Annotated in this window: 12 protein-coding genes and 1 pseudogene; 5 read left to right on the top strand and 8 right to left on the bottom strand. The window is 68.3% G+C overall.

Features of this window, described 5'->3' with window-relative positions:
• Positions 1-328 precede the first annotated feature (328 nt).
• From miaA to KA419_15470, 6 genes are read right to left on the bottom strand one after another with little or no spacing between them, the layout of a single operon-like run.
• The gene (gene miaA, locus KA419_15495) at positions 329-1,309 is read right to left on the bottom strand and encodes a tRNA (adenosine(37)-N6)-dimethylallyltransferase MiaA (protein ID MBP7867339.1); all 981 of its coding nucleotides are present in this window, start codon (positions 1,307-1,309) and stop codon (positions 329-331) included.
• Positions 1,310-1,319: 10 nt separating this feature from the next.
• Positions 1,320-2,630 (bottom strand): DNA-protecting protein DprA, encoded by a 1,311-nt coding sequence (locus KA419_15490; protein ID MBP7867338.1) that lies wholly within the window; start codon positions 2,628-2,630, stop codon positions 1,320-1,322.
• Positions 2,627-4,702, bottom strand: a complete 2,076-nt coding sequence (locus KA419_15485; protein ID MBP7867337.1) for a RecQ family ATP-dependent DNA helicase — start codon at positions 4,700-4,702, stop codon at positions 2,627-2,629. Before KA419_15485 ends, KA419_15490 begins: the two co-directional genes overlap by 4 nt.
• A gap of 41 nt (positions 4,703-4,743) precedes the next feature.
• Positions 4,744-6,291, bottom strand: coding sequence for a (2Fe-2S)-binding protein (locus KA419_15480; protein ID MBP7867336.1), 1,548 nt, complete (start codon positions 6,289-6,291; stop codon positions 4,744-4,746).
• Positions 6,292-6,310: 19 nt separating this feature from the next.
• A complete protein-coding gene (locus KA419_15475; GenBank protein ID MBP7867335.1) occupies positions 6,311-7,177 on the bottom strand; it encodes an SAM-dependent chlorinase/fluorinase in 867 nt (288 codons plus the stop codon).
• 14 nt (positions 7,178-7,191) lie between these two features.
• Positions 7,192-8,352, bottom strand: a complete 1,161-nt coding sequence (locus KA419_15470) for a beta-aspartyl-peptidase (protein ID MBP7867334.1) — start codon at positions 8,350-8,352, stop codon at positions 7,192-7,194.
• A 220-nt stretch (positions 8,353-8,572) separates the two neighbouring features.
• Between KA419_15470 and udp the strand changes: the two genes are divergently transcribed.
• Together udp and KA419_15460 are read left to right on the top strand one after the other, a co-directional pair.
• The gene (gene udp / locus KA419_15465; GenBank protein MBP7867333.1) at positions 8,573-9,349 is read left to right on the top strand and encodes a uridine phosphorylase; all 777 of its coding nucleotides are present in this window, start codon (positions 8,573-8,575) and stop codon (positions 9,347-9,349) included.
• A 362-nt stretch (positions 9,350-9,711) separates the two neighbouring features.
• Positions 9,712-10,389, top strand: coding sequence for a hypothetical protein (locus KA419_15460; GenBank protein MBP7867332.1), 678 nt, complete (start codon positions 9,712-9,714; stop codon positions 10,387-10,389).
• Positions 10,390-10,832: 443 nt separating this feature from the next.
• Here the strand turns inward: KA419_15460 and KA419_15455 are convergent, their stop codons facing one another.
• Entirely contained in the window at positions 10,833-11,483 is a 651-nt protein-coding gene (locus KA419_15455; protein ID MBP7867331.1) for a CPBP family intramembrane metalloprotease, read from the bottom strand.
• A 588-nt stretch (positions 11,484-12,071) separates the two neighbouring features.
• On the opposite strand from KA419_15455, the gene KA419_15450 reads away from it, so the two are divergent.
• The gene (locus KA419_15450; GenBank protein ID MBP7867330.1) at positions 12,072-14,033 is read left to right on the top strand and encodes an amidohydrolase family protein; all 1,962 of its coding nucleotides are present in this window, start codon (positions 12,072-12,074) and stop codon (positions 14,031-14,033) included.
• Here the strand turns inward: KA419_15450 and KA419_15445 are convergent.
• A pseudogene (locus KA419_15445) lies at positions 14,031-14,120 on the bottom strand (CHAT domain-containing protein). The gene KA419_15450 and the pseudogene KA419_15445 overlap by 3 nt on opposite strands.
• A gap of 276 nt (positions 14,121-14,396) precedes the next feature.
• Here KA419_15445 and KA419_15440 point away from each other — a divergent pair.
• Entirely contained in the window at positions 14,397-15,890 is a 1,494-nt protein-coding gene (locus tag KA419_15440; protein ID MBP7867329.1) for a hypothetical protein, read from the top strand.
• A gap of 118 nt (positions 15,891-16,008) precedes the next feature.
• On the top strand, positions 16,009-19,425 hold the full coding sequence (locus KA419_15435) for a S8 family serine peptidase (GenBank protein ID MBP7867328.1): 3,417 nt from the start codon (positions 16,009-16,011) through the stop codon (positions 19,423-19,425).
• The last annotated feature ends 23 nt before the right edge of the window (positions 19,426-19,448 follow it).

The following is a 19,448-nucleotide window of genomic DNA, read 5'->3' as shown; positions in this document are numbered from 1 at the left end:
GTGCGCTGTTCGGACCGCCCGACGGCAGGGTGCCAGATGCTATCCAAAGCCTGTAAAATCAGGCGGACATAATGACACTGAACGCAACACCTTTGTTTTCTGCTAGACATAACGATCTGACCAACAGGAACCTCATCGTCAGGGGAGGGAACGTGGCATACCCTTTCGTCTGCATCGAAAGGGAACACCTCAGAAGGTGAAGAACGTTCCGGGCGCCCGCGTTGACGGGCCCGCGTCCCGGTGTCCTGGTTCCCGGTTCCTCCCTTCGGAGGTGACGTCGTGAGGGTCAAAGCTTCAGACGCCCGCGCCGGGACGGCGCGCGGGAACGTCACACCCCATTGGCCCGCGCCGGGACGGCGCGTGGGAACCGGGTTTCCACCTGCTGGAAGGCTGCTTCCCGGAGGGAGGGATCGTCGCCGAAGCCCTCCAGTCGCACGAGGTCCCGCTCTTTCCGGAACCACGTCTGCTGGCGCTTGGCGTAGCGGCGGGTGGCGGCGCGGATGGCTTCCACCGTGGCGAGCCAGGTCGCTTCGCCGCGAAGGAACGCCACGATCTCGCGGTACCCGATGGCCTCGAGCCCCTTGGACGCCGGGGAGACCCCCCGGTCCAGGAGCGCGCGCACCTCGTCCACCCACCCGGCGTCGAGCATCTCGAGGACGCGCCGGTCGATCCGCTCGCAGAGCGCGGCCCTGGGCGGCCCCAGGCAGAGAAGGAGGGGAGAGAAGCCGTCCAGGGGCGACTCCGCGACGCCGAAGTGCTCGCTCATGGGGCGCCCGGTCAGGTGGAGCACCTCCAGGGCGCGGGCGAGGCGCTGGTGGTCCCGGGGGGTGACCCGTCGGGCGGATTCCGGGTCGCGGCGGGCGAGGATGCGATGAAGGGTCTCGGGCCCCCGGCGTTCGACGATGGTCTGCAGGCGACGGCGGAACCCCTCGTCCCGCCCCGGCCCCTCGAAGATGCCGTAGAGAAGGGCCCGCAGGTAGAACCCCGTCCCGCCCGCCACCACGGGCAGCCGCCCCCGGGACCGGATGTCTTCCAGTGCCGCGCGGGCCAGTTTCTGGTACCGTCCGGCCGAGAACACCTCGTCCACGTCGGCGACGTCCAGGACGTGGTGGGGGATTTCCCGGCGGAGGCCGGCGTCGGGTTTGGCGGTGCCCACGTCCAGCCCACGGTAGACTTGCATGGAGTCGCAGTTGACGATCTCGCCGCCGAAGCGCCGGGCCAGTTCCACCGCCAGGGCGCTCTTCCCCGAGGCGGTGGGCCCGACCACGCCGAGCAGGGGAAAAGCGCGTTCCGACGTCGCCAGGTCCATACCGCGGGCCCTAGTCCAGGAGGCTGCGGCGGGTTTTCGGCCCGTACCGCAGGGGCTTGACGTGAAGCTCCAGCACCCCGTCCTCCACGAGCCGGTCCAGCCATGCCTTCGCCTGGCTCTTCAGGACGTTCAGCTCCTCCGCCACCTCGGTGACGCCCCGGGGGGACCGCACCCGGCAGAGCAGTTCCCGCACCTTGGCGAAAAGCTCCTCGGCGGCGGATCCGGCCGGGGCGGGGCCGGGGTCCGGGTCAGCGTCGGGAGCGGGGGGCGCGGGTCGGTCGGCCGGCACGTCGTCGCGGGGAGGGGCGGCGGTCCCGGGTTCTCCCGCGAACACCTGGAAGAGGTCGCCCTGCCGGGGGACCGGTTTCCGCCGCTCGGCCTCCGCCGACGCGAGGGCGGCTTCCAGGGCGGCCGGCGTGCAGGGGGAGGGCCACGGCAGGGCGCCCCGGCGCCGCAGGGCGGCCAGCCCCTCGCTCGGCGGGCCGTCTTCCCGGACGAAGACGGGCACGAGTCTCAACTTGTCCAGCTGTTCCACGGCCCCCGACCAGGTCCCTCCCTTCGCGAGGTCGGAACTGACCACGAGGGCCGCGTCCGACAGGGCGTAGACCAGCTTGTTCCGCTGCATGGCGTTTCCCACGTTGAAGCCGGCGGAGGGGTCGTAGGGCGAAACCAGGGTCAGGCGGCCGTCCAGCAGGAGGTTCCGGTTCTCCCGTTCCAGGACGGAACGTTCCAGGCTGTCCGCCAGGACGCCCACCGTGCTCCCTCCCGCTTCCAGGGCGCCGCGCATGGCGGCCTGGTCGATCCCCCGCGCCCCGCCCGAGACGAGGGGGCGCCCCGTCTCCGCCGCCAGCCGGCCGGCGGACTCGGCCCAGGCGGCGAGCGCCGCATCCACGTGACGGGAGCCCACGATGGCCAGTCCGCCCGCGTCGAGCCGCGAGAAATCCCCACAACCGTAGAGCAGCGGGGGGGAATCCTCGCGGAGCCGGGACTTCAAGCGCTGGGGGTATGCGGCGTCGGAGCGGCTCACCACCCGAATCGCCCGGGCCTGCCAGCGTTCCACCGCCTGGCTCAGCAGGAAGCCCCGGGAGAGGAGGCGCTGGAGCCTGCCGGGGTCGACGACCCGCCCGCACTCCGCGGCCAGCCCCGGGCCGTCCGGTGACAACAGGTCGGATGGCTGGCGCTTCCGCTCCTGGAGGAAGCGCGCCAAACGCTTGTACTCCCCCGGTGTCAGAACGTCGGGTGACGGCCCGGCCCGTCCGGCCAGGAGGGGGGCGGTCAGAAGGAGAACCGCCTGGGTGTTGGGGGAAAGCGTTTCGTTCATCGGTCATGCCCCGTCTGTGCGAGTGCGAAAGGCCGGACCTCCCCGCTGCCGTGGGATCGCAGCAGCCATGCCGCGATAGTGAAGGTCCACCGCGAGTCCACCATGTCGTCCACGAGCAGCACCGGCCCGCCGCGCACGGCCCCGGTCCGCACCCCCAGGGACCCGTCAACGTTGCGGGCCTGCTGGATGCTATTGGCCATGCTCTTCTGCTCGGGGCGTTCGCCGGTTTTTTCGAGGGCGTCCCCGAAGGGCAGCCCCAGCGCGGCCGCCAGCCGGCGGGCGAAGTCCGGCACCAGTTCCGGATGGCGAAGGGAGGGCACGCAGGCGACCCACTCCGGGAACGGTTCCGGGGCCCACTCCCGCAGGAGGCTGGACGCGGCCTCCACCAACTCGTCGGCGTAGTGCCGGTCGTGGTATTTGCCCCGGCTGACCAGGCGGCCCCAACCGGCGTCGCCCCACACACAGAGCGCCCGGCCGGCCTGCGCCCGCAGCTTCGGGTCGATCCGCCCCCGGAGGCCGTACTTCGGTATCCCGCCGGCCGGCCACTGGATTCGCGCTTCGATGGGGAGGTTCATTCGTCGGAGGAAGGCGACGGCGTCCCGGACCAGGGCCGGGTCGATGACCTCGTCGAAGGGTGCGGGATCGTTCGGGCGATCCGCCGCCGGTTCGCCGTCGAGCGCCCGGATGAGGAACGCCATGTGCCCGGACGCGAGGGCCACGTAATCCTGCATCTGGCGCTGCTCCTCCCGGCGCTTGAGGTTCAGCCGCCGGGCTCGTTCCCAGAAGGCCTCGCTCAGCCGGCCGGCCGTCAACTGCCACCGGACGCCCTGTTTCGCGATGGGGGTGGGCGATTCCAGCGAGATCAGGGCGAGGGCCTTCTCGATGCGGCCCATGCTCAGGTTCACCCGCGTCATCATCTCGGGGACGGAAAGCCCTGCCGGCGCCGCTTCCAGCGCCTCGAGCACGCAGCGGACCTCCTCCCTCGAGGGGAACGCGCTCTCGATGAACCAGCTCGTGATCTCCGTCTCCTCCTCCCCGCTCAGCAGCACCCCGTAAGCCGTGTCGAGGGCGCGGCCCGCGCGGCCGACCTGCTGGTAGTAGGTCACCACCGACGCTGGCGCCTGGTAGTGGATCACGAACGCCAGGTCCGGCTTGTCGAAGCCCATGCCCAGCGCCGGCGTGGCCACCAGCGCCTTGACCCGGTTGTCCAGGAGGGCCTGCTCCAGCTCGGGGCGGGCCTCGCCCGTCTCGCTGGTGTAGGCGGCCACCTCGATTCCCCGGGACCGGAGCCAGGCCGCGACCCGCTCGGCGTCGCGGACCGTCAGCGTATAGACGATCCCGCTGCCGGGAAGACGGGGCAACTGCGCGGCCAACCAGGCCAGCCGCTCGGCCTGGCTGGGCAGCCGCAGGGTCTGGAGCCGGAGGGACGGCCGGTCGAGGTTCCCCCGGTTGATGGTGAGGTTTGGCCCGAGGACGGTCTGCAGGTCCTCCATCACGCGGTTGTTCGCCGTGGCGGTCGTCGCCAGCAGGCGGGTGTTTGGCGGGAGCGTCTTCACCGTTCGCTCCAGCAGGCGGTAATGGGGCCTGAAATCGTGCCCCCAGTCGGAGATGCAGTGGGTTTCGTCCACCACCAGCAGGGCGATCCGGCCCGCGACGAAGGACAGCACCTCGCCACAGAAGCGGGGGTTCGCCAGTCGCTCCGGCGAGATCAGGAGGATGTCCGCCTCGTCGTGCCGGATGGCGCTTTCCACCGACGCCCACTCCTCCGGGTTCTCGGAGTGGATGGTGAGCGCCCGCACGCCCATCCGGACCGCCGCCGCGATCTGGTTGCGCATCAGGGCCAGCAGGGGGGAGACGAGCAGCGTGGGGCCCTGGCCGGCCTCCCGGAGCAGCTTGGTCGCGATGAAGTAGACGAAGCTCTTCCCCCAGCCCGTCCGCTGGACCACCAGCAGCCGGCCCCGGCCCTCCGTCACGTGGCGGATCGCCTCCTCCTGGCCCTCCCGGAACCGGGCGTCCGGAAGGCCCGTGCCCAACCGGAGGAGTTCGAGTGCCCTGGCGCGGTCGAAGTGCATGGTCTCTCCGAAGCCGGGGGAACGGCGCGGGGCGGCCGGCGTCACCCGGCGAAGAAGGGCAGGGTCTTCCGCAGGTCCAGGTGGGCCCGGCGGGCCGAGGTGTAGTTCACCTTGCACCCCAGCCGGCGGGCGAGGCGGCTCCACAGAGTCCACTCGGGCTCGGACTCGCCGAGGGGGTCGAGGGCCTTGCGAAAGTGCTGGACGAGCCCGGCCGAATTGACGAAAGACCCGTCCTGCTCCGCGTGGACGGCCGCGGGGATCACCAGGTCCACGGCCTCGGCCGTCCGGCTGCGGTTGGTCCCCACCCAGACGAGGCGGCAGCCCGCCGCGGCCAGTTCGCCCGGGAGGCCGTCCGGCAGCTCGCACCGGTCGAGGACCAGCAGGCGGACGCTCTTCTCCCGGATCAGACCCGCCAGGGCCTCTTCGGAGAGGAGCTCGTCCTCCAGGAACGAGAAGATCTCCATGGCCCCCCGGCTGTTGGGGTGCTTGTCCTCGTGGACGAGGAGGTCGTCCGCGTCGCCGGTCTTCATCCCGGCGGAGGGAAGAACGCAACCGGCCTTCAGGGTCTCGGCGAAGAGCTTGCGGACGGCGAAGAGCTCCTCGTTGGAGGACTTCGGCGACAGGACGTAGAGCAAATGCTCCCGGTCGGTCTCCTCTACCCACTGGCCGAGCAGGTCGATGGCCTCCCGCAGCCGGACCGGCTGCAGGCCGGTTTCCGACCGGATGGCGGCGTGGGCCAGCCGGCCCTCGTCGATGAAGCCGTAACCGTAGCGCCCGTCGTCGCACAGCCAGTGCCCGTTGACGTCGGGGTTGGGGCGGGGCTTCAGGCGCATGACGCGGCGGGCCTCGCCGTGCTGGGGCCGGTCGGGGTTGGTGTGGATCTCCACGTTGCACCCCCGGGCGCACCCAGTGCAGACGGACGGGGTCCGCCGGAGGTACCAGACCCGGCACTTGAACCGGAAGTCCCGGCAGGTGAGGGCTCCCACGGGGCAGACGTCGGCCAGGTTGCCCGTGTAACGCCCCGAGAGCGTCTTCCCCGGCATCACGTCGATTTCCGCGTGGTCCCCACGGTTGAAGATGGCCAGGTCGCCGGTGCGGGACACCTCCCGGGTGAACCGGACGCAGCGGGAGCAGAGGATGCAGCGCTCCTGGTCGAGGACGATCCACCGGCCGATGGGGGCGGCCTTCTTCGCCTTGGTCACCTTGTCCTCGGCGAAACGGCTGTCGTAGCGGCCCACGCTCATGTAGTACTCCTGAAGGCCGCACTCGCCCGCCTGGTCGCAGACGGGGCAGTCCACGGGGTGGTTGATGAGCAGAAACTCCAGGACGTGCCGCACCGCCCGCTTCACCCGGTCCGTGTCGCTCCGGGCCGCCATCCCCTCGCGAACCGCCGTGGAGCACGCGGTCTGCAGCTTGGGGACGCCCTCGATCTCCACCAGGCACATCCGGCAGTTCCCGGAGACGGACAGGCCGGGGTGATAGCAGTAGTGCGGGATGTGGATGCCGTTCTCCAGGGCCACCGGGAGCAGCATCCGCCCCGCTTCCGCCTGCAGGCTTCGGCCGTTGAGGGTGAAGGTGACGAGGGCCATGCACGACCTCCGGGGTCGGTCAGATCAGGAAGGAGCGGTCTTCTTCCTCGGGCGTGAACTCCTTGAAATCGGTCTTGACCAGGACGGCGACCTCGTTGCCGCGGCTCAGGCCCAGGACGGCCGCCGCGGACTCGTTCCGGACGGCGATCTCGTAGAAGCCGGTCCCGCCCAGGACCAGGGCGGGCGTGCCGGGGTCGCCCTCCTCGTAGCAGCGGCTGACCTGCCGGAATTCCCCGGCCTTCGTCTTGATCAGTTGGGCGGCGGGAAGGCCGTTCTCCTCGATGGGGATTTCCCGGGTGGTGAGGTTGGTCAGGAGGTTCCCGAAGCGGTCCACGTGCAGGATGGCGCCCTTCCATACCTTGGGCCGGAGCTCGACGGGCACGGGGATCTCGAACCTCGACAGCCCGGCGTGGTCCTCGATGGGCTCCCCGAAGCGGCTGCTGTCCAGGCCCTTGAACATCCACCCGGCCACGGCGGCGAAGATGTCGCGGCCGTGGAAGGTCATGCTGACGGGGTTGCGGAAAAACTCCGTCTCCGTCAGCTCCCAGGCCCCGTAGAGTTCCTCCCGCCGGTAGACCCAGGAGAGCACGCCGTTGTCGGGCGCCAGGAAGAAGTGGTTCTCCGTGGAGACCAGGATCGGCCGGCGGGCGCCGCCCACGCCGGGGTCCACCACCACGACATGCAGGGAGTCGTTGGGGAACCAGGGGTAGCTTTGGGCCAGGACCCAGGCGGCGTGCTGAACGTCCCCCCGCGGGATGTCGTGGGAGATGTCCACCATGCGGGCGCCGGGCTCGATGGACAGGATGACGCCCTTCATGGCGGCCACGTAGGCGTCGATGGTTCCGAAGTCGGTGATGAGCGTGATGACGGGTCGGGTGACGGGCATGATCCCTCCTTCCTTCAGCGTTCAAATGTGCCTTTCCGGAGCCGCTCGGCGTCCCGGATCATGAGTTCCCCCCTTGCCACCAGGTGGCGGATGCGCCAGTCGGCGTCGAGGAAGACCGCGTCGGCGTCGAAGCCGGGCGCGATCCGCCCCTTGCGCGGCAGCCGGAGGATCCGGGCCACGTTGGAGGTGACGATGCTCAGGGCCTTCTCCAGGGGGAAGCCCTCCGTGGTGGCCAGGTCCACCAGTTCCGTGAAGATGGACTTCGGCTCGCCCACGTCCAGCTTGATCAGGTTGCCCTGGGCGTCGAAGTCGGGGAGCGACCCGATGGCGTCCGACGACAGGGTGATGTGCTCCAGCGGGACCCCGGCCTCCACCAGCTGCACCACGGCCTTCGAGGGTTTGACCTCGTACTGGGGGTAGTAGGGGTAGGAGCTGGCCGTGAGGTCCACGTAGCCGGTCTTGCCGTAGGTCTTGGCGTCCTCGAAGATGTAGTCGTTGCGGTTGACGTGGGTGGGGACGAACTGGGTGAGCTTCAGTTCGCTGCGCTCCGCGACCTGGTAGAGAATGCGGAAGGGGTCCTTCGCGTCGCCCATGTGGAAGCAGACGATACCGGCCTTCCCGCCCAGCATGCCGCCCACGCGGGCGCGCCCGACGAGGTGGATCAGCTCGTCGACCGTGGGGCCCGAGGAGCGGTGGTCCGAGATCGCCACCTCGCCCACCCCGATCACTTCCTCGACCAGGGCGATGTCGCGGCCGGGGTCCCCGGTGATCGTGGGGACAGGGAGCTGGTAGGCACCCGTGTAGATCCAGCAGGAGACCCCCTCGGCCTTCAGCGCCTTCGCCTTCATGAGGACGCCGTCCACGGTGCGGGCGATGCCGTCGGTGCCCAGGCAGCCGATGACGGTGGTGACGCCGCCGTCCAGGAGCTGGGAGAGGCGGAGTTCCGGCGTCCGGGTGGCCGGCCCGCCCTCCCCGCCGGCGCCGGCGATGTGCACGTGCCCGTCGATGAGGCCGGGCACCATCTTCAGCCCCGCGGCGTCGATCACCGTGCAGCCCGGCAGGGCGGGGGCGTCGATCCGGTCGGCGACGGCGACGAAGCGCCCGCCGGCGGTCAGAACGTCCTTGCGGCCGAGCGGCTCGGGGCCGAAGACGTCGCATCCCTGGAATACAAACATGGAACCTCCTGTGTTCGGGTGTCGGGTCGAAGCCCCAGAATAACACGATTCCGGGACCGCCGCAAGACGGGCGCGCCGGCGAGCGGATTTTGCCCGTTTGCTTCGCGGCGGTTTTGGCGTACAATGGCGCCCGTCACGTCCCCCGCAGGCGCCGGCCCCGTCAAGGCCCCGCCCTGCCGTCCCCGGCGGCGTGGCGCACATTTCCGACCGAGGTGAACTCATGGGCAAGATCTATCACGTGAACCTGGAAAAACCGCAACTGGAAGGCGCCACCCTGGCCCTCCTGCCGGGCGACCCCTTCCGTGTGGGGAAAATCGCCGAGGCCGTCCGCGAGATGCACGGCGGGGAGATCGAGGAACTGGCCTGGAAACGCGAGTACCGGACCTTCCTCTGCCGCCTCCCGGGCAAGGCGGTCTTGGTGACCTCCACCGGCATCGGCGGGCCGTCCACCTCCATCGCCGTGGAGGAGCTGGCCATGCTGGGGATCACCACCTTCCTGCGGGTGGGGACCACCGGCGCCATCCAGGAGAATATCCGGGTAGGGGACGTGATCTGCACCACCGGGTCGGTTCGGCTGGACGGCGCCTCCACCCACTACGCCCCCCTCGAGTACCCCGCTGTGGCCAACATCGACGTGGTCAACGCCGTGCGCAAGGCCGCGGCGGCGAACGGCATCCCCTGTCACTGCGGCATCACCGCCTCCTCCGACACCTTCTACCCCGGCCAGGAGCGTTACGACTCCTTTACCGGATACGTGCCCCGGCGCTTCCAGGGCACCCTGGAGGAGTGGAAGCGGCTGCACGTGCTCAACTACGAGATGGAGTCCGCCACCCTCCTCACCCTGACCAGCGCCTTCGGGCTCCGCGGCGGCTGCGTGGCCGGGATCATCGTCAACCGGGCGCTCTCCGAGAACATCACCGCCGAGGACCTCCGCGTGGGCGAGGAGCACACCGTCACCACCGCCTCCGCCGCCATCGTGGATCTGCTGGAGGGATGACTCCCACGGGGTTGGGGAAAGCAATATAGGCTGTAGGGGTTTAGGCTGTAGGCTGTAGGTCCGGAGGGATTCCCATCGGGGTCGGGGTCGGGGTCGGAATCGGTATCGGTATCGCAGTCGCTGTCGAAAGGTCGATAGGCTGAAGGTCCGGAAACTTTCCCATCGGGGTCGGTATCGGAATCGCCGTCGATCTCGACATCGCAAGATGGCAGGAATCCGCCCGGCCCGGATTTTTCTCTCACGAAGGCGCAGAGGCACGGTGAATCCGGACGGCCCCGGCCAAGCCGTCGGTTCCCTGCGATCTTCTCCGTGCCTCTGTGAGATTAACATATTCTTTTCAAGCATTTTATTGTGGTAGACCAATGATTCTGGATCTTGATAAGCCGCCACAACCACCCCCGTTGCCGGAGGTAACCGAGGAGGTACCCATCGAGGAGCAGCTGCCGCACCTGATGCTTGACGAGGAGGACCGGAAGGAACCCCTTTTTAATTGGTTTCTGATTCTCGTCTTGCTTGGAATAGTGATCGCTTTCCATTATACCGAGGAAACCGACAAAGATTATTCCCGGATCAACAGCGGATTGATTACTTTTTCCCTTCTTTTTCTTCTGTTGTTCTTTTTAAGAGGGAAAAGAACCATCCTCTATCTCCTGAGACATGTGTTCTTTTCTATTGTCTCCAGGGAGCACAGGTACCGCAGCATCCGATACGGTTGGCTGGGGGCCGTAACACTGCCCGTCACGTCTCTCTACATCCTGGTTTTCGTGGCAGACTGGCGGAATATCGGCTGGTCAGCTATCAAAGTCGCGGCTGTAGTGGGGGCTACTCTTTTACCCATCCTGTTTCATACCTTGTCACTGCTCCGTTCAAAACGGGGCTGGGGTAACCCCCCGTCCCTGGCCGCATGGAAACGGAATGTAGCTCGCGCCGAGGCCAGACGCCGGGCAGATGAGGAACGACGCATACACCTCGAGGCCAGACGCCTGGTCCGTGAATATCGACGCAAACCTATCTCGCTCGGCCTGAACAAACGTCGTTGAGCGGTCAGCGTATCACCATGATTCAGGACACTCACTCGAGGCAGAAGAATGGGTGTCCTCTTCCTGTTTATTCTGAAGCGTCCGGATGATCCGTGTTCATCCGTGGTTTCTTTCCGGTTTATCCGGGTTGGGCTGTAGGTCCGGAGGAATCTCCGCCGGGGTCGGTGTCGGAATCGGTATCGCAGATCGGTATCGGTATCGCCGTCGGTAGGGCTATCGCCGTCGGCCTCATGCCAGAGCCGCACACGTCAGCAAACGATCAGTTATTGTAATTCAAAGAGTTATCTCGCGCAGAGGCGCGGGGATTTCGGACGGCCACGGCCACGATATCACCACGCCGCAATCTGCTCCGAGTCTCTGTGCCTCCGTGAGCGATCCTTCCGGAATTGCTCTCACCAAGGCACGAAGTGATTGGTCTTGGATAGAACCTGGCACCCGTTTTCTCAGGCCTGCCGGAGCAGGACGACCAACTGGACGACCTGGATGCCGTCGAAGAGGCCGTGCGCCCAGACCAGCGGCCCCAGGCGCCGGAAACGCAGGTAGAACAGCCCGGACACCACGGCCTGCACACCGGTGGTGACCACGCCGATCCAGCCCTGGTAGAGGTGCGCCACCCCGAACAGGACGGCGAAAGCCACGATCACGCCCCCCCGCCAGGCGGCAGAGTCCCGGATGCCCCAGAGAGTCTTCAGGGTGAAGACCCGGGCCGTCTCCTCGAAGAGAGCCACCCCGACCCAGAGGACCGGCCCGAGCCAAAGGGTCAGGAGCAGGGGGTCGCGGGCCAGCCCCCGAAGCAGGTTCATCAACTCCGGGGAGAGGGGTTTCCCCCCCGGCAGCCACGCCCCCAGGACCGCGCGTTCGACGGCCATCAACAGGAAATAGGCGGCCAGGAGAGCGATCCCCCACCCCAGGTCGCCCGTCGCGCTCCCCGGGCCGGGGCTGAAGCTCCGCCGGGGAGCCTTCAGCAGGAAGCGGTCCAGGAGCAGGATCAGCAGGATGTTGGCCCCCCCGAGGACGAGGGGGTAGGCGAGCATCTCGGCCACCGAGAAGGCCCCGCCCCCGGACAGGCGGTGCCAGAGCAGCCCGGTGTGCACCGGCAGCACTCCGACCGCTACCGCCAGGAACCGCCGGGCCGCAGACGCGGCGACCCCGTCGGTCCCTTTTACCGTGACGTCCTCCCGAATACGGACCCCTGGCCTTGTGTCCCTCGGGTTGTCGACTACCGTATCGTTGTCTTGATCGACCATGCATCGTATACGGGCGTGTAGGGCGCCCGGTTTCAGCGACGGCAGGCCGGCCAACCGCTCCTCGCCGCCCCTCTCTGCCTGCCCCTCTCTGCCTGCCCCTCTCTGCCCCGCCTCTCTCTGCCTGTCCTTTTTTGCCCCGCCTGTCCTTTTGGTCCTTTTGGTCCTTTAAGTCCTTTCGTCCTTTGCCGCCTTTTTCCCGAGCCCCGTTTCATCCCCGGTCCACGGCCCGGGAATCCGCTTGACTTCCCCCGTTGTTGCCCTTACCTTACGGAAATGAAAAACCCTCATGCACAAAATGCCCCACCCGCCCCTCTTCCCGGTTCCCCCTTTCCATGCCGGGTTCCCGGGCCCACCACCCGGTCGGCGCGCCCGGCGGCGAGACGCCGGCGACGCCTCGCGGCGCCTGTCATCTCGTTGGGGCTGATCCTGCTTGGAATGGTCCCCCCGGACCCGATCGCGGCCGCCGACGTGATCCGGAACGTCACCGTGGTGGACGTGGAGAACTCCCGGGTCCTCCACCACCAGGACATCGTGATGGACGGCGGGAGGATCGTTCGGGTGTCCCCCAACCCCGCCCGGGTCGAGCGGCCGGGTTTCGCCATCGACGGGTCCGACCTCGTGGCGGTCCCCGGTTTCGTCAACACCCACACCCACCTCTGGCAGCACGTGGCCAAGGGCTTCCGCCCCGACGGCAAGCTCCAGGAGTGGGTCAGCATCTACGACTACTGCCACCTCTTCGAGCCGGAGGAACTCTACCGGGTCGTGCTCGCCGCCGCCAACCAGGCCCTGCTCTCCGGCGTGACCACCGTGTCCGACTACGCGTCGATGAACTTCCAGGAGTTCGCCCTGGAACAGGTCGTCCGGGCGCTCAAGGACGCGGGCCTGGAGGGGGACGTCGTCTGGTGGCACCAGGCGGTCTTTCTGCCGGACGACGCCAAGGTCAGCGAGATCCGGCGCCTGAGGCGGCTGGGCGGCAGCGCCGTCGACGTGTGGATGGGCTTCGGGACCCTCTCCTACTTCGACACCCCCACGATCTACGACGGTATCCTCCTGGCGAAGCAGCTCGGCCTGCGAATGACCGAGCACACCATGGAGAACGTCCAGGAGCAGCGGGACCTGTACACCCTGCTCGACGCCTACGTCCAGCGTTACGGGGAGCGCCTCGACGCCGCGGATTTCCTCTTCATGCAGCAGATGCTGGGCAGAGGATCCCCCAGCCAGGCGGACAACATGCTCCAGGTGTCCCGGTTGGCCGGCCAGATGCTGTCCGACCAGGCCGACCGGCTGACGGCCGTGGAAAAGGCGAACCTGCAGGCGCTGCAGGGCCCCGAGACCATCTCCCCCGTCCCGCTCCTCGAATGGCTCGGGGGGATGGACGGCTACGTGGCCATCCACGCCGTCTGGCCCGAGGAGACGGACCGGTACATCTTCCGCGCCCACGGCGCCTGGGTCGCCCACTGCCCCGACTCCAACCAGTACCTCTCGTCCGGCGTGGCCCCGATCCTCCGCTACCTGGACGAGGGGATCCCGGTCACCATCGGGACCGACGGCGCCGCCAGCAACGACGGGATCGACTTCTTCCAGGCCATGAAGGCCACGTGGAACCTGCAGAAAATCCAGTACCTGAACACGGCCCGGACCAAGGCGATCAAGGCCTGGGACGTCCTCCGCGCCGCGACCCTGGGCGGGGCGGAGGCCCTGGGGCTGGGCGCCGTCACCGGTTCCATCCAGGCCGGCAAGGAGGCCGACCTCGTGCTGTTCTCCCGGAAACGGCTGGGGTTGGCACCCGTGGTGCAGGCCGAGGACGTGGACAACCTGGTCCCGCTCCTGATCTACAGCTGCGGTCCCCGGGACGTGGACACGGTCCTGTCGGACGGGCGCGTGGTGGTCCGGGAGGGCCGGCTCCTCCGCTACTCGGAGTCGGTCCTCGCCCGGCAACTCTCGGAGATCGCCACCAACCTGGTGAAGCGCAACGCCCAGGGGAAGATCTGGGTGGAGAGCGACGCCGTCGCTCCGGGTCGGCCCTGGCTGCGTTACCGTTCCGTCCGTCAGAACCACACCGTCCACCTGGTTCTGACCAACCGCGGTGCGGCGCCGGTGTTTGTGGACGTTGCCATGTCCGCCGACATGTTCGGCGGCGACACGCCGTATGTCTTCAAGCCGGAAACCCTCGTCCGCTTCCCCCTGGACGCCCCCGAGGGTTTCTGGCAGACACGGCAGGTGATCCCGCCGGGCGGGTCGCTGCAGGTGGAGAAGTCGGCCGGGGGATCGGAGTACACCCTGTCCGTCTCCGGCTCGACGCCTGTCCGACGGCCCTGCACCGAGAGCCACCAGCTGCTGGTGATCACCCGCCCGGCGGTCATGGCGGACGCGGACAGGCCGGGAGAGGTCAGATAGCCCCCGGGTGCCCTGGTCGGGGACGTTCCAGAGGCTCACCACCGCAGCGGGAATTCCGGCGTACATCACGGCGCAGGCCAGGCCCATCACCCTCTCGCCGCGGCGGTTAATACAGGACACTCACTCGTATGAATCAGGACACCCACTCGAGGCAGAAGAATGGGTGTCCTCTTCCTGGACATCCCCACCAGGCCACCTCTCGGTATCGGCCTCGCGATCGCCATTGGTCCCGCCACCGCAAGACGGCAGGAATCCGCCCGGTCGGGGTTTATCACTTCTCCGTGAGGGGTCGGCACCGGCTTCCGGGGTTCGACCCGTCTTTCCCCCCTTGACTATTTGCGGCGCTTGGGCTATTTCATCCCCATGAACGCCAAGCCGTCCCCCCATGTCCCGGACCGCACCTTCACCGCCCTGGTCCTGCTGATCCTGCTGCTGATCCCGCTCTACATCCACCACACCTACAGCTACTTCCCGGCGAGCGACAGCCTCCGGCACGCCGCCAAGGCGGTCTCGGGGAAGACCTGGGGGGAGGTCCTCGTCCTGCGCGACGGGATGGACCTCGACGTTCACCTGGGCTGGCACGCCATCCTCTCGGGACTGCACGCCCTTTTCGGTTGCTCCCCGGCCACTCTGGTGGTTGTGTCCTACGTAGCTCTCTTTTGGGTCGCCGTCGCAGTGCCCGCCCTGCTCTTCCGGAGGCCGGAGGCGTGGGTGGTCGCGCTGTTGGGGGCCGCCCTGGCCTTCCCGGACAGCCTCCTCTTCCGCATGAGCCGCGCCCGGCCCTTCCTCATCACCCTGACCATCCTGGTGGTCCTGCTCAAGCTCTGGGCCCCGGGGAAAGCCGGACGGCGGGTCCTGGCGATCACCGCGGCGTTGATCGCCCTGAACACCTGGATTCACCATGCCTGGTACCTGTGGGCCATCCCCCTCGCCGCCTTCCTCCTCTGCGGGCGGTTCAGGGACGGCGGCCGCTTCGCCGCGTGCGCGGGCCTCGGGGTCCTCCTCGGCGCCCTCGCCACCGGGCACCCCCTCCAGTACCTCTACCAGCACGTCTCGCTGCTGTTCACCACTTTCGGGACCGGTTCCGAGTGGGACGTCCTGGTGGGCGAGTTCAAGCCGTTCCAGGGCGGGTTCGCCTACCTGCTGGCCGTCGGGGGGCTCCTGGAGGTCCACGCCCGCCTCACGGGCCGCCGAGTCCTCGACCCCTCCCACCGCCTCCTCCTGGCCGTGGCCGCCCTGGGCTGGGTCGGCGGTCTGAGGATCTTCCGCTTCTGGGCGGAGTGGGGCCTCCCCGCCCTTTTGGTCCTCACGGCGCTGCTGGTGGAGGACCTGGTCGACCGCCCTTCCCTCAAGCCCCTCACCCGGCGGCTCTGGGCCACCTTCTTCCCCTGCCTGGCCTTCTTCGTCTTCGCGACCTCCGACTGGATGGGCCAGTGGAGCCGGGAATCCTCCCCGAACCACAGCCAGGGGTACGTCAACCCCAACGTCTGCCGGTGGAATGCCCTGACGCCGGGCCTGTCGGGGTGGCTCCCCGGGGACGGCGGCATCGTCTACAGCGCTGAGATGAGTGTCTTCAACAAGATGTTCTTCGACAACCCCCGCGGGAGCTGGCGCTACGTCTACGGGTACGAGTCGGGGATGATGCGGGACGAGGACCTGCGGGTCCTCCGGAAGATCCAGCGCGACCGCAAGGACTGGCCCGCCTTCGCCCCCTGGGTTCGCCGGATGGGGCCCCGGGACCTCCTGGTCGTCTTCTCCCCGTCCCAACCCCCGATCCCCGGGATGGCCTGGAACCAGACCGACCCCGGCATCTGGTTCGGCAAGCGGGCCCCGGGCCCCGCGGCGCCGCCCCCCTGACCCTCCCCGGCGACCCGCTTCGGAAGAAAACCCGTTCCGCCGCTTCACCCGGAACCTGACGGGATTGTGCTATAATCAGATCAATAACGGAGGGGACAACGGCGAAGCGGAGGTCGTCATGGGAAGACGAACGGCATGTTGGATGGTCTTGACGGGCTTGTTGACGGGTGCGGCCCTCGCTGCCGGGAGTGACGCTCCCTGGGCCCCGGGCCCGGTGCGTGCCGCACGGGGCGACGCCGGCCCGCCCGCCCTGGCGTGGTCGGGCCCCGCGTTGGCCTGGGCGGTGGACGTCTCGCTGGACGACTTCCGGACCGTCTTCTACTCGACCCTGGAGAACGGCGGGGAAGTCCTTCGCGAAGCGGCCTGGGCCCTGCCCGGCTCACTGTGGGAGTACCTCCGGCGCCGAGACGGCGTGAAGCTGCGGGTGCGCCCCCTGGACGACCGGCTCCTGCCGGGGCCCGCCGGGGCGCCCTTCCGCCTGCCCGCCGCGTTGGGGAAGGGTGGGGCGGAGGGCGCCGAGGCCGCGCGGGCCGTGGACGACTTCTTCCATGGCTACTCCCAGAGCGACAAGCTCCGGCGCCGGGGCCCCTCCGACGCCTGGCTGGCGGACGAGGTCCTGGTGGAGCTGTTCGAGCAGCGCGGCCCCGTCCCCCGGGAGGCCCTCGACACCGCCTTTCCCGTCGAACGCGTCGTGACGGCGCTCGGGAGGGAGTACATCCGGATGCAGGTGGCGCCCGGTGAGAGCGTGCGGGGCGCGGCGTCCAGGCTCCGGAGGGTGCCGGGGATCCGGTCGGCGCAACCCAACCACATCGCCGTCCCCTGCATCACCGTGACCGACCCCCAGCTCCCGCTCATGCAGTGGGCGCCCCAGAAGGTCAAGGCGGACGTGGCCTGGGCCAACGACGTGACGGGGTCGGGCGTCGTCGTCGCCGTTTTGGACACGGGGATCTTCGCCGGCCACCAGGAGTTCGCCGGCACCGACAAGGTGCTGGCAGGCCCCGACTTCGGCGACAACGACGCCGACCCCTCCGACACCGACGGGCACGGGACCCAAGTGGCGGGGATCATCGCCGCCAACGCCGACGGGGTGGGGAGCGTGGGGATCGCCCCCGGGGCCACCCTGTTGCCCGTCAAGGTGTTCGACAGCTCGGGCGGGGCCACCGTCCTAAACCTGGTCCGGGGCATCCACTACGCCGCCGTGTACGGGGCCCGGGTCATCAACCTGAGCATGGGCTCGGCCAACGTCTTTCAGTACCTCCCCGACCCCGAGCCCCCCGTCGACGTCTTCACCAACGCCGTGGCGGACGCGGTGGCCCTGGGCGCCACGGTGGTGAGCGCCGCGGGCAACGACGCCTCCGACCTTCCCAACTGGGCCCGGGCCCCCAGCGGGGGCATCGCCGTGGGGGCCACCAAGCCCGACGACCGGCTGGCCGCCTTCACCAACATCGGCCCCGACATCAGCGTGACGGCGCCGGGGTGGAAAATCTACGCCCCCTACTGGTACTCCGGCGCCCCCGCTAACGGCTACACCTTCATGAACGGGACCTCCGCCTCCTGCGCCGTGGTCTCGGGCGCGGCGGCCCTGGTCCTGGAGCAGAACCCGGACTATACCCCCGCCAAGGTCAAGGAGCTCCTGGAGAGCACCGCCGACGACCTGGGCCCCACGGGCTTCGACCCCTTCTACGGCAACGGCCGGCTCAACCTGGCCTCCGCCCTGGGTTTCGCCGCGGGGAGCGATACCACGCCGGCGTGGATGGTGTCGATGGAGGATTACCAGACTCGCGGTGATGCCATGGTCATCCGCTTCTCCCGGAACATGCTGGCTGACGGGTCCGCCAACGCCGTCAACAACCGGAACAACTGGGCCGGATTCACAGAAACCTTCGCAAATTTCTTAGCCAACGCGGACAGCTACATCTGGAACTCCACGGCCCTGACACTGACGATTAACGCCAATTCTAGCTACCAACTCGTAACCGATGGATTAATATACCCCGTCGCATTGGCATCAAACGTCCGGGATTCCGCCGGACGCCCCGTTGGTGGGGATTTTGTCAACGAGGTCCCCGGGCCGCCCGACTTCACCAGCGCCAGCGTGCCGACCCATCAGTACAGCCCCTTCAGTTCGGTAAGTTACTCCATCAACGACATCGAGAAAGTCTTTGCCCACGCTATCGCCTATGACAACGAGACCATCACCGTCTTCTTCAACCAGCCCGTGACCCGGACCTCGGCTCAGTCCCGCGCGAACTATTCCCTCCGGCTGAGCCCTACCTACGGGGGCACCAGCAAGACCAACTTCCTGGATACGATTTTCCAGGGAGGCTCCGTCATCAGCCTGCTGGGAACTACCCGAACCTATGACGATAACACACGGATGCTTACTATTTCCGGGATCGGCACCCCACTCACAGCCGGGAACACCTTCGGTCTGCGTATGACCACAGGAATCACGAATGTTGACCTCCTCAACCCCATCGCCTACTTCACGGACTCGACCCAGATCCGTCCCATGTACGGGGTGGTCCGGCAGGCGAGCAGCGTGACGCCGTCCATCGTGTCGACCCGGACCTACGACGCGGCGGGGAACCCGAACCGGGAAGTGGTGGAGGTGTCCTTTTCCCGGGCCATGAAGGCGCAGGACGTGCTCCGGGTCGCCAACTGGTCCCTGACGGTGGCCGGCGAGGGCTCGCCCCGTGACCTGTCGGCCTGCACCGTCACCTACGACCCCGGCTTCATGAAGGCCTGGATCCTGGGGGTCAACCTCCATGGCGACGGCGGCAAGAACTACACCGTCACCGCCACGGGGATGGACACCGCCGACGGGGTGACCCTGGCCTCCCCCAACAACAGCGCCACGGGTACCGTCACCGCGGACGCGGGGGCCGCCCTCGCCCCCTCCATCACCGAGGCCTTCGCCTACACCGACGCCGTGGAAGTTTACTTCGGCTACCAGCGCAAGGTGCTGGAGTCTTCGGTGGAGAACCTGGCCAACATCGCCCTGGAGTCCCCCATCGGGACGCCCGTCCCGCTGGGGTCCAAGGCCCCCTACGAGGCGGTCTACGACCCGGCCGCCAATTCCCTCCGCATCAACAGCGTCGACCTGTCCAACTTCCTCGTCGCGGGGGACACTTTCCAGGTCACCTTCTCCAACGTGGTGGCGGCCATGGGGCCCGCGACCCCCCTGGGGGCGGGCAACCCCGCCTCGGGCATCGTGGGCCCGAACGCGCCCCTGGCCATCACCCTGCTGTCCCTCGAGGCGGTCCGGGGTCCCGCCGGGGTCCTGATCACCTGGGAGACCGCCACTGAGCTGGGCACGGCCGGCTTCGAGATCTGGCGGGCGGACGGGGTGTCCGACCAGTTCGTGAAGGTGTCGGGCAGCCTCATCCCCGCTGAGGGGAGCGAGGCATTGGGCGCCCCTTACGCCTGGTTGGACGGGGACGCCGTCCCGGGTGTCCCGTACCGGTACCAACTCGCGGAAGTGGAGAACAACGGCAACCGCCTCTTCTACGGCCCGGTGGAGGTGACGGAGTAAGACCGGTGCCCGTCCCCGGAGCC

It is taken from the genome of Acidobacteriota bacterium (genome assembly GCA_018001935.1).
Classification (GTDB): Bacteria; Acidobacteriota; JAAYUB01; order JAAYUB01; family JAAYUB01; genus JAGNHB01.
The sequence above is the reverse complement of the archived record's forward strand: the minus strand, read 5'-3'. Positions and strand labels throughout refer to the sequence as shown.

What these genes read in the sequence shown, in the direction of transcription:
- KA419_15490 (MBP7867338.1), bottom strand. Translation starts at nt 2,630, where the DNA reads ATGAACGAAACGCTTTCCCCCAACACCCAGGCGGTTCTCCTTCTGACC.
- KA419_15460 (MBP7867332.1), top strand. Translation starts at nt 9,712, where the DNA reads ATGATTCTGGATCTTGATAAGCCGCCACAACCACCCCCGTTGCCGGAG.
- KA419_15485 (MBP7867337.1), bottom strand. Translation starts at nt 4,702, where the DNA reads ATGCACTTCGACCGCGCCAGGGCACTCGAACTCCTCCGGTTGGGCACG.
- KA419_15450 (MBP7867330.1), top strand. Translation starts at nt 12,072, where the DNA reads ATGGTCCCCCCGGACCCGATCGCGGCCGCCGACGTGATCCGGAACGTC.
- KA419_15435 (MBP7867328.1), top strand. Translation starts at nt 16,009, where the DNA reads ATGGGAAGACGAACGGCATGTTGGATGGTCTTGACGGGCTTGTTGACG.
- miaA (MBP7867339.1), bottom strand. Translation starts at nt 1,309, where the DNA reads ATGGACCTGGCGACGTCGGAACGCGCTTTTCCCCTGCTCGGCGTGGTC.
- KA419_15475 (MBP7867335.1), bottom strand. Translation starts at nt 7,177, where the DNA reads ATGCCCGTCACCCGACCCGTCATCACGCTCATCACCGACTTCGGAACC.
- udp (MBP7867333.1), top strand. Translation starts at nt 8,573, where the DNA reads ATGGGCAAGATCTATCACGTGAACCTGGAAAAACCGCAACTGGAAGGC.
- KA419_15470 (MBP7867334.1), bottom strand. Translation starts at nt 8,352, where the DNA reads ATGTTTGTATTCCAGGGATGCGACGTCTTCGGCCCCGAGCCGCTCGGC.
- KA419_15440 (MBP7867329.1), top strand. Translation starts at nt 14,397, where the DNA reads ATGAACGCCAAGCCGTCCCCCCATGTCCCGGACCGCACCTTCACCGCC.
- KA419_15480 (MBP7867336.1), bottom strand. Translation starts at nt 6,291, where the DNA reads ATGGCCCTCGTCACCTTCACCCTCAACGGCCGAAGCCTGCAGGCGGAA.